This window comes from Actinomadura sp. KC06, assembly GCF_004348735.1.
GTDB lineage: Bacteria > Actinomycetota > Actinomycetes > Streptosporangiales > Streptosporangiaceae > Spirillospora.
On the sequence record NZ_SMKT01000115.1, the window covers coordinates 18525 to 28570 of the forward strand.

9 protein-coding genes are annotated in these 10046 nt (G+C 72.4%); 6 read left to right on the forward strand and 3 right to left on the reverse strand.

The window, feature by feature from the left end; genetic code table 11:
• Positions 1–179 precede the first annotated feature (179 nt).
• Together E1287_RS29825 and E1287_RS29830 are read left to right on the forward strand one after the other, a co-directional pair.
• Entirely contained in the window at positions 180–845 is a 666-nt protein-coding gene (locus tag E1287_RS29825; protein ID WP_243719524.1) for a sigma-70 family RNA polymerase sigma factor, read from the forward strand.
• Positions 842–2014, forward strand: coding sequence for a CU044_5270 family protein (locus E1287_RS29830; RefSeq protein WP_131968595.1), 1173 nt, complete (start codon positions 842–844; stop codon positions 2012–2014). Before E1287_RS29825 ends, E1287_RS29830 begins: the two co-directional genes overlap by 4 nt.
• 96 nt (positions 2015–2110) lie before the next feature.
• On the opposite strand, the gene E1287_RS29835 is transcribed toward E1287_RS29830, so the two are convergent.
• On the reverse strand, positions 2111–2416 hold the full coding sequence (locus E1287_RS29835; protein ID WP_165969237.1) for a hypothetical protein: 306 nt from the start codon (positions 2414–2416) through the stop codon (positions 2111–2113).
• A gap of 91 nt (positions 2417–2507) precedes the next feature.
• On the reverse strand, positions 2508–4022 hold the full coding sequence (locus tag E1287_RS29840) for a pentapeptide repeat-containing protein (protein ID WP_131968596.1): 1515 nt from the start codon (positions 4020–4022) through the stop codon (positions 2508–2510).
• A 115-nt stretch (positions 4023–4137) separates the two neighbouring features.
• Here E1287_RS29840 and E1287_RS29845 point away from each other — a divergent pair, with 115 nt between their 5' ends.
• From E1287_RS29845 to E1287_RS29855, 3 genes are all read left to right on the forward strand, one after another.
• Entirely contained in the window at positions 4138–4686 is a 549-nt protein-coding gene (locus E1287_RS29845) for a hypothetical protein (RefSeq protein ID WP_131968597.1), read from the forward strand.
• 126 nt (positions 4687–4812) lie between these two features.
• Positions 4813–6900: an RNA degradosome polyphosphate kinase gene (locus E1287_RS29850; RefSeq protein WP_131968598.1), complete on the forward strand. Its 2088-nt coding sequence runs from the start codon at positions 4813–4815 to the stop codon at positions 6898–6900.
• 37 nt (positions 6901–6937) lie between these two features.
• Positions 6938–7861 (forward strand): NUDIX domain-containing protein, encoded by a 924-nt coding sequence (locus E1287_RS29855; RefSeq protein WP_131968599.1) that lies wholly within the window; start codon positions 6938–6940, stop codon positions 7859–7861.
• On the opposite strand, the gene E1287_RS29860 is transcribed toward E1287_RS29855, so the two are convergent.
• Complete coding sequence (locus E1287_RS29860) at positions 7827–9371, reverse strand: CYTH and CHAD domain-containing protein (RefSeq protein WP_131968600.1); 1545 nt, start codon at positions 9369–9371, stop codon at positions 7827–7829. The genes E1287_RS29855 and E1287_RS29860 overlap by 35 nt on opposite strands.
• 63 nt (positions 9372–9434) lie before the next feature.
• Here E1287_RS29860 and E1287_RS29865 point away from each other — a divergent pair.
• Positions 9435–10046: haloacid dehalogenase-like hydrolase (locus E1287_RS29865; protein WP_131968601.1), on the forward strand; the 612-nt coding region annotated here is incomplete at its 3' end.

Consider the following 10046-nt stretch of genomic DNA (forward strand, 5'->3'; position numbering starts at 1 on the left):
TTGCCGTTGAGCAAATATACGGGGTGATGGCCCGTCCGAAACGGAGCTTTTCTCGCTTCAACGTACTGCTCGCGCTCGTCGCCCTCGGGGCCATGCGTAACGATGGGCCTCTCCCGGCCACTACCTGGTGACGCGAAACACGCGGACACCCGGACCCCGGACGGACGGAGAAGCAGGCGGTGGCAGACGAGGCAGATGAGGCTCGCGAGGCTCAGGAGGAACGGCGCTTCACCGCGATCTACGACGAATGCCGCCAGCGCGTGTGGGCGTACGCCGCGAGCCGCGCCGGACGGCAGGCCGCGGACGAGGTGGTGAGCGAGACGTTCGCCGTCGCGTGGCGGCGGCTCGCCGACGTCCCCGACCCGGCGCTGCCGTGGCTGCTCGGCGTCGCGCGGAACGTGCTGCGCGACGGCCACCGGGCGGAGGTGCGGCGCGAGTCGTTCGCCGCCGAGCTCGGGCGGTGGACGGCGCATCCCGCCGGTGACATCGCCGAGGACGTGGCGGAACGCCTCGCCGTCCTCCGTGCGATGGCGGCGCTGCCGGACGGCGACAGGGAGATCCTGATCCTCGTCGCCTGGCAGGGGCTGACACCGCGCGACGCCGCCCGGGTCGTCGGCTGCTCGCCCGCCGCGCTGCGGGTGCGGCTGCACCGGGCGCGCCGCCGACTGGCCCGCGCCGCCGAGGACGCCGAAGCCCCCGGCAGCGAGCCGACGGCCACGGTGGCTCAGGCCACGGTGGCTCAGGCCGCGACGGCACGCCGATCCGGGGCTGCAGGCGAGCCTGGAACGGCGGGCGGGGTTCGCGCGGGGCGGCAAGTGGCGACTGTTCAGGAGGAGATGGGATGAACGACGTGCTGCGGACCCTGAGGGAGGCCCGGCCCGCCGAGCTGGACCCGGACGCGCCGGTAGACGGGCGCGTCCGGCAGGGGGAGCTCGCGCGTGCGATGGCCGCCGGGCCCGGCCCGGCCGAGGTGCGATCGCGGAAGGCGGCGTGGAGGCGCGTCCGTCCGGTGTGGGGCGTGGGCCTCGCGGGGGCGGTGGTCGCGGCCGGGGCGGTGGCGGCGGTGACCTTCGTCCCGTCCGGTGGGGACGGGCCGGAGCCGCGCCGGGCGGGCGGTGATCATGGGCAGACGCAGAAGCTCGACGCGAAGACCGTCCTGCTCACCGCCGCGCAGAAGGCCGACGGACGGGGCGACACGATGCGCGCGTACTGGCACACGGTGTCGATCTCGTCCCACACGTACACGATCGGGAAGGGCAGTGCCCGCTACAGCGTGACCGTCCGGGACAAGTACGAGAGCTGGACGCCCAGCAAACAGGGCGGCACGGCGTACGGGCGGCAGCAGTATCTCGGGGCGAAGCCGACGACGGCGGCGGACGAGGCGGCCTGGCGGCGCGCAGGATCGCCGGACACGTTCGAGATCCGGGTGCCCGTCACCCCCGGCGGCAAGATCACCAAGCCGTACCGGGCGAAGCTGGCGCCCACGTCGCGGCAGCCGCCCAAGCTCAGCGCGTCGCCGCTGGTCGACGGGGACAAGGTGTACTGGCTCGGCCGGAACGTGACGATGGCGCAGGTGCGGGCGCTGCCGTCCGACCCGAAGCGGCTCAAGTCCGAGCTGATGCGGTGGTACGAGGGGCACGACACCGAGTCCGACCGGCCGATGGACGGCGGCGAGTGGCTCTACCGCGTCGCGAGCGGGGTGGTGCTGGACATGCCGGTGCGGCCCGAGGTGCGGGCGGCCGGGTTCCGGATGCTGGCCGGGCTCCCGGCGGTGAAATCGATCGGGCGGGTCACGGATCCGCAGGGCCGTCCGGGGAACGCGATCGCCGTCGACGGCGAGACCCCGTCCGGGACGCTCCGCGAACAGGTGATCATCGATCTGTCGACCGGGACGGCGCTGGCCAGGGCGACCGTCATGATGAAGCCCGCGGCCGGGACGGACGTCCCCGCGGGGCGGACGATGAGCTCCGAGGTCGTGCTCACCGCCGAATGGACGGACTCGGCCCCGCGCTGAGCCCGCGAGCGGGAGGGGACGGTGCCCGCAGGGCGGTGCCGTCCCTTCCTCACGTCCTCACGCGTGCCGCGCGAGGCTTTAGTGATCTATATGTGATCAGGCGCTTTTCGGGGTTCGGCGGGCGGTTTTCTGAGCGGCCCTGCGCTGTGCGGCGGCGGCGCGGGCGCGGTTGAGGCTTTCCCTGACCTTCGCGGCGCCGCGGGTGGCGGTCGCGGTGTCCTTGGCGCGCCCGGCGTAAACCGCGAGGACTTCGGCGACGGGCGGCGGCTGCCATTCCTCCTTGAGTACGAGCGGCAGGGCGGGAACCGGTGCGGCGGCGGTGTTCGCGGGCACGGGGACGAGCGCGAGATGCGATTGGCAGTGCGGGCACTGCACCCCCGGATGGTGGGTGTCTCTGCTCATAACAAGAATGATTACCCAAGGGTCTGACAAAACGGAGCCCCGCCCTTTTGTCGAGACCCCGGCCGCGCTCGGGCGTCAGATCACGGGGCGGTTATGTGTCGTCGCCGTTCATGTGGAGCATGCGGGCGGCGTCCTGGCGATTGTCGTGGCGCAGGAGCGTCGCGCCCGAGCAGACCAGCGCGACGATGATGGCGATCCACGCGACGACGCGTCCGGCCCGGAGGCCGTAACCGCAGGTGATCCAGAGAAGGTGCAGGCCCCAGCGCCGCCACCGTCCGGGTTCGCTGTGTCGGCGCTTCTCCAGCGCGCTGTACCGGAAGTCCCTGGCGAGACGGCGGCGGCCGGAGTCGGCGGTGGCGCGGGCCATGTCGCGGTACAGCGCGGCCAGCCGGTCGTCGCCGCACGCGCTGTCGTCGTCGGCGAGGACGGCGCGTCCCGGGCCCCGGCGCGGCCATGGCCTGCGGGGCGCGGTCGCGAACGCGCAGTCGCCGGTGATGCGCAGCGCGTCCGGGCGGCGCAGGCCGAGGAAGCCGCATCCGCTCAGGTCGACGTCGGTCAGCCGGACCAGCGCGGCGTCCACCCGCCGCAGCGAGGTCAGCCGCACGGTCCCGGGGCCCGGCCAGGACGGCTCGGCGAGGCCCTGGATCGGGTGCGTCAGCGTGCGGACGGACACCGTCGCGTCGAAGACGGCGTCCTCCAGGTCCAGCTCGGCGTGCCGCAGCCGGAAGTCGGCCTCCCCGTGGACGGTCGCGCCGCGCGCCGTGACGTGCCGGGCCGCCGCGTGGACGCGGAGGCCGCCGTGCGCGCAGACGTCCGCCAGCCCGATCCGGCCGCCCGCGACCAGCGGCCCCAGCCACGCGCCGCGGCGGAACTTGGTGCGCTCCAACCTGGCGTGCCGGGTGACCTGGACGCGCTTGAACGAGACCGCCCCGCCGAAGCACGCCGCCTGCATCGCCGCGTCCCGGCCGAACCTGGCCCGGTCGAAGCAGGCCGCGCCCATGAACACCGCGCGCCGGAACGACGCGTCCGCGTGCCAGCCTGCCTCGCCGAACAGGGCGTCCCCGGCGAAGACGGCCTCCTCGAAGGAGGCGTGCCGGTGGAAGCGCGCCGCGTGGAAGGACACGTTGCGTCCGAAGCGCGCCCCGCGGAACGAGACGTTGCCGAAGAACCGCGCGTCGTAGAACGAGGCGCCGCCGAGGAAGCAGGCGCCGTCGAACGAGCTGTCGCCCTCGACGCAGAAGCCGCGCAGCCCGGCGTCGGACGGCAGCACCGCCCGGTCGAAGCGGGTGCGGCCCAGGTGGGGCCGCCCGTCGGGCCCGGTGACGGCGTCCAGCACGGCGTCCAGCAGCCACGGAGGGACGGTCACGCCCCGCAGGTCCAGATCGCCGCCCGGACGCAGCGAACCCACGAACCGCTCGAACTCGGCCGGGGGCAGATGGGCGGGGCAGCCGCCCGGCCCACCGTCCTCCAGCCCCCGCCCACCACCATTCAAACGACGGGCTCCGCCCGGCCCATCGACGGCGCGTCCCATGCATCCCTGGACGGCTGAGCACCGCGGCCAGAACACCGCGGTCGTGGACGGCGGGAAGGGCTCGTGATGGGTCACGCTTTTCGGTCTACCAACGGCGCCTCCCACAGTGAAGCCCTCTTCGAGGAGAGATCGGTGTCCCCGCAGCCACGCCGCCCCCTTTGACAGGCTGTGCGGCGTAGTGTGAGGGCTTGTGGGGGAGCGGAGCCGGTGGGTCGCGGACGTGGACGCCCATCCCGGAGACGCGCCCGACCTCGCCCGCGCCGTCCTCGGCCGGCTCGTCGGCGCCGGGGTCGTGGTCGCCGACCGGACCGACTGCGTGCTCGGCGACGTCCCCGGCGGGTACGCGCCCGGCCCGTGCGCCTCGACGATCGTGACCGGCGACCTCGGCGGCTTCCCCGACGTGTGGCCGAACGGCCTGGAGGTCGACGTCGGCCGCACCGCCTTCTACGGCAACGTCCGCGAGGACGACCGCGTGACCTGCCCGCACTGCTGCGCCTGGCTGCCGTTCGAGGCCGTCCTGCCCGAGGTGGAGGAGTGGCTGGAGGGCGGCCCGGACTCGCTGGTCTGCGCCCGCTGCGCCACCCGGACGGGCCTCAACGGATGGGGCTGGCCGGTGCCGTGCGCGTTCGCCGAGCTGGGCCTGCGCTTCTGGAACTGGCCGCCGCTCGCGGACGTGTTCGTCCACGATCTGACCCGTCGCCTCGGGCACCGTCTGATCATGGGCCACTCCGGTGGGTGACGGCGCGCGGATCCGGCTCAGATAGCGAGTGATCTGCGGGAACCCGGGGGATCATCGAAGTGTCTGATACTTCGGCTAAGCACCCGAGTTCGACTGTCGTTCACCTTGCTCAGGGAAAATCACCGTATGACCGTCAATCCAGGACATATCCCTCATCAGGCCGAGGCGCTGCCGGAGGACCGCTTCCTCGATCGGGAGGAGAGCTGGCTCCGGTTCAACCAGCGCGTCCTGGAGCTGGCCGAGGATCCGGCGCTGCCGCTGCTCGAACGCGTCCGGTTCCTGTCGATCTTCGCGAGCAACCTGGACGAGTTCTTCATGGTCCGCGTCGCGGGCCTCGCCCGGCGGATGGCGACCGGGCTCGCCGTCCAGTCCGCCAGCGGCCGGCAGCCCCGCGAGGTGCTCGAACGCACCGGCGAGGTCGCGCACGAGCTGATGGAGCGGCACGCCGCCTGCTTCCGCGACGAGATCAGGCCCGCGCTCGGCGACGAGGGCGTCGACATCCTGCGCTGGGACGAGCTGGCCGAGACCGAGCAGGAGCGGATGCGCCGCCTGTTCCGCGACCGGATCTACCCCGTCCTCACCCCGCTCGTCGTCGACTCCGCGCACCCGTTCCCCTACATCTCGGGCCTGTCGCTCAACCTCGCGGTGATCGTCCGCGACCCGGAGACGGACGCGACGATGTTCGCCCGCGTCAAGGTCCCGCCGCTGCTGCCCCGGTTCATCGAGGCGTCCCCGGACCGGTTCACCCCGCTGGAGGACGTGATCGCCGCCCATCTCGGCCAGCTGTTCGTCGGGATGGAGGTCGTCGAGCACCACGCGTTCCGCGTCACCCGCAACCAGGACCTGGAGATCGACGACGACATCAGCGAGGGCCTCCTCCAGGCCCTGGAGCGGGAGCTGCTGCGCCGCCGGTTCGGCCCGGTCGTCCGGCTGGAGGTCGAGGAGTCGATCTCCGGCGGGGTGCTCGAACTGCTGACGTCCGAGCTGGCCGTGCACGAGGGCCAGATCTACAGCGTGCCCGGCCCGCTCGACCTCGGCGGCCTCGCGGCCATCGCCGACCTCGACCGGCCGGAGCTGAAATACCCCCCTTTCGTGCCGTCCAAGGAGGCCCTGCCGGAGGATGCGAGCATCTTCGGCGCGATCCGTGAGCGGGACGTGCTCGTCCACCACCCGTACGACTCGTTCACCACGACCGTCCAGCGGCTCATCGAGGACGCCGCGACCGACCCGCGCGTCCTCGCGATCAAGCAGACGCTGTACCGGACGAGCGGCGACTCCCCGATCGTGGACGCGCTGATGAGCGCCGCCGAGGCCGGCAAGCAGGTCGTGGTCGTCGTCGAGCTGAAGGCCAGGTTCGACGAGCGCGCCAACATCGCGTGGGCGCGGAAGCTGGAGACGGCCGGCTGCCACGTCGTGTACGGGTTCGTCGGGCTGAAGACGCACTGCAAGCTGGCGCTGATCGTCCGGCAGGACGCGGAGGGCCAGCTGCGCCGCTACTGCCACATCGGCACCGGCAACTACCACCCGAAGACCGCCCGGCTGTACGAGGACTTCGGCCTGCTCACCGCCGACCCGGAGGTCGGCGAGGACGTCAGCGCCCTGTTCAACCACCTCACCGGCTACTCGCGGCAGGGCTCCTACCACCGGCTGCTCGTCGCCCCGAACAGCCTGCGGTCCGGGCTCGTCCAGCGGATCGAGCACGAGATCGACAACCGCCGGGCCGGGCATCCCGCCCGCATCCGGATCAAGTGCAACTCGCTCGTCGACGAGGTGATCATCGACGCGCTGTACCGGGCGTCGCGGGCCGGGGTGCCGGTGGACGTCTGGGTCCGCGGCATCTGCGCGCTGCGCCCCGGCGTGCCCGGCCTGTCGGACGGGATCAGGGTGCGGAGCGTCCTCGGCCGGTTCCTGGAGCACTCCCGCGTGTTCGCGTTCGAGAACGGCGGCGAGCCCGAGGTGTGGATCGGCAGCGCCGACCTCATGCACCGCAACCTGGACCGCCGCGTCGAGGCCCTCGTCACCGTCACCGACCGGGCCCAGCGCGACGGCCTGCTCGACCTGCTCGACCGCGCGATGGACGACGGCACCGACGCGTGGGCCCTCGCGGGCGACGGCGCCTGGACGCGGCTCCAGGCCCGTCCGGGCGAGCCCCTCCAGGACATCCAGACCCACCTCGTCAAGAGCCGCCGGTGGAGGACGGTCGAAGCCCAATGACCTGTGCGTGTGCCCCGCGGGCCGGGGGAGGTGTGAGGTGGCGCCACCGGTAGTCGTCCGGGCCGCCGGCACGCTGCTGTGGCGGGACGGCCCCGGCGACGGCCCCGAGGCCGGTCCCGAGGTCGCGGTGATCCACCGCCCCCGCTACGACGACTGGTCGTTCCCCAAGGGCAAGATCGACCAGGGCGAGCACATGCTGCGGGCCGCCGTCCGGGAGACCGAGGAGGAGACGGGCATCGTCCCGCGCCTCGGCCGCCGGCTGCCGACCAGCACCTATCCCGTCCGGGAACGCACCAAACAGGTCTACTACTGGGCGGCCAGGCCCGTGGCGGAGAGCGCGTTCACGCCGAACGACGAGGTGGACGAGCTCGCCTGGCTCCCGCCCACCGAAGCCGAGGCCAGGCTCAGCTACCGCCACGACGTCGACCTGCTCCGCGAGTTCCTGCGCGGCCCGTCGAACACCGTGCCCTTCGTGATCCTTCGGCACGCGTCGGCGGGCGAGAAGCTCGATTGGCGCGAGGCCGACGAGCTGCGTCCGCTGGACGCACCCGGCCGCGCGGAGGCCGCCGACCTGACCCGCCTCCTCCGCTCCTACGGCCCGGCCCGGCTGGTCAGTTCTGCGACGGCGCGCTGCCTGGAAACCGTCCTGCCGTATGCGCGGCTCGTCCGCAGGCCCATCAGCACCGAGGCGGCGTTCACGGTGGGCGCCACCAGCCCCGGACGGGCCGTCGAACGGCTCCTCGCCCTGGTCGCGGACGGCGTCCCGACCATCGTGAGCACCCACGGCGAAGTCGTCTCCGAACTCGTCACCGGACTGTGCAAGGAGATGGGGGAGAAAGTCCCGGACGACCCGAGCCTGCGCAAATCGGAGTTCTGGGTGGCGCACCTGGCGCCCGGTTCAATGGCGGCCCTGGAACGCCACAGCCCTAAAACGCTGGCCCCAGCGTCTGCGACCAGGTAGTCGGCAGCCGGTCCCGCGCCGCCTCCGCCTCGCACTCTTCCTTCCCACAGAGGACGCCCAACGCGAACGCCTCCGCCGGAATCCTCGTGCGTTTCCCGGCCGCCTCCAGATGCTCCATGGCGATCACACCGTCCTGGTACTCGCCGAGGACCTCCTGGATGCGCTTGGCGTCCTTGACCACCCTCTTCGCCGCCGCACCCAGCACGGGCACCGCCAGCTCCGCCGCGTACCGCGCCCGCTTGGCCGCCTTCCGCGTCTCGTGCCGCGCGACGTCCGGGTCGTCCGCCGTCTTGATCGACGCGTAGTCCTTGGCCATCCGGTCCCATGCCCGCGTGACGAGCCCCGGCAGTTCCTTGCGCGCCTTCCTGTCTCCCGCCAGCGCCAGCGGCGGATCGGCCACCAGCCGATCGAGCTCATCGAGCAGCAGGAAATACCGCGCCTCTCTAAGGCTCGCATTCAGGCGCCGATAAGCGGCCCGCTCCTGCCTTTCCAGATCCTCAAGCAGGAATGCCGGCGCCCCGGCGAAACGCATGCGCAGCACTTCGCGGTCGCGCACCTCGCCGAGGACACCGGCCAGCCATCGCAGCTCCGGGCCCAGCGGGGCCGTTCGCTCGGCGTCCAGGACCGTCCGGTAGCTGCGCAGCGCGCTCCGCAACCGCCGCACCGCCACCCGCATCCGGTGGACGGCGTCGTCCTCGCCCAGCCGCGCCTTCGGGTCGAACGCCAGCACCGCCGCGACCTGGTCCGCGAGATAGGCCAGCACGACCTCCCCGGTCGTCACCGCCGGAGCCTTCCCGTTGGACGTCGCCTCCGCGATCCACGAGCGCGCCGCCGCCCGTGCCGCCGCGGCCTCCGACGGCATGACCGCGTCCCCGAGCAGCCGCCCCAGCTTGGAGGACGACTTCGCCTTGCGCGCGCCGATCTTCCGCAGCCGCTTGCCCGTCGCCTTCAGCAATTCCGGGGGCCCGGCGCCGAGCTCGACCTCGATCTCGCGCCACCGCACCGGGTCGCCGTCCGTCCCGGCGCGGCCGGTCACCAGGTCGTCGGCGACCTCCGCCAGCTCCGTCCCGTCCTCGGCGAGCAGCCGGACGACGGTCCGCGCGGTCTCCAGCGTCGCGACCGGGCGCAGCTCCTCGCCGCGCGTGTACGCCGCGACCAGCCCCGCCAGCCGCGCCGGGACGACCAGCGGACGGCCCAGCGGCGCTCGCAGCTCCTGCTTGCTGTCCGGCCCGGCGGGCATCTTGAGGTGCCAGCCCGCGTCCGTCCCGCCCCGCCTGCGCCGCAACGTGATGCCGTGCGCCGCGAGCCGCAGATCGGCGGTGTCGAAATAACCGGCGTGCAATTCATGGACCTCGGGCTCGGTGACCGACGCCACACCCGGCAGCCCCTCCAGCTCCGGCAGGACGAACCCGGCGGCGGCGTCGTACTTCTGCTCGATCTCGAGATGCCTTTCGGCCACGCTCAGCTCCTCAAGGACGTCGGCAACGGCGCACACCCAGTTGACAAGCATTCCACGCCAAGGTGAACAACAACAGAAACCTTGTGTTCAGCCGCTTCCGCCTAGCATGCGCAGGTGAGCACACTGGTTCTCTGGGACATCGACCACACCCTCATTAACGCCAGGGGGCTCAGCACCGAGATCTACGGAACGGTGTTCCACCGGCTCATCGGCCGTCCGCCCGAGAAGGTCGCCGACATGGCCGGGCGCACCGACCTCGCCATCACCGCCGAGACCCTCCGCCACAACGGTATCGAACCGGCACTCGACCTGATGACGTCGTTCACCACCACCTTGGCGGAGGCTTACACCGCCCGCCAGGACGAATTGGCAGACAGAGGCCACGTCCTCCCCGGTGCCCGAGCCGCGCTGAAGGCCCTGGCCGCCCGCCCCGACGTGATCCAATCGGCCCTCACCGGAAACATGCGGCCGATCGCCGTCACCAAACTGACGGCATTCGCCCTCATCGACTTCTTCGACCTGGACGCCGGCGCCTATGGCATGGACGGCATCGAACGCCCACCCCTCGTGAAACTGGCACAACAACGCGCGACCGCGAAATACGGCGAGGACTTCACCGCGTCGAACACCGTTCTGATCGGCGACACCCCGCACGACGTCCGCGCGGGCCACGAAGGCGGCGCCCACGTCGTCGCCGTCGCGACCGGCGCCACCCCGGCCCCCGCC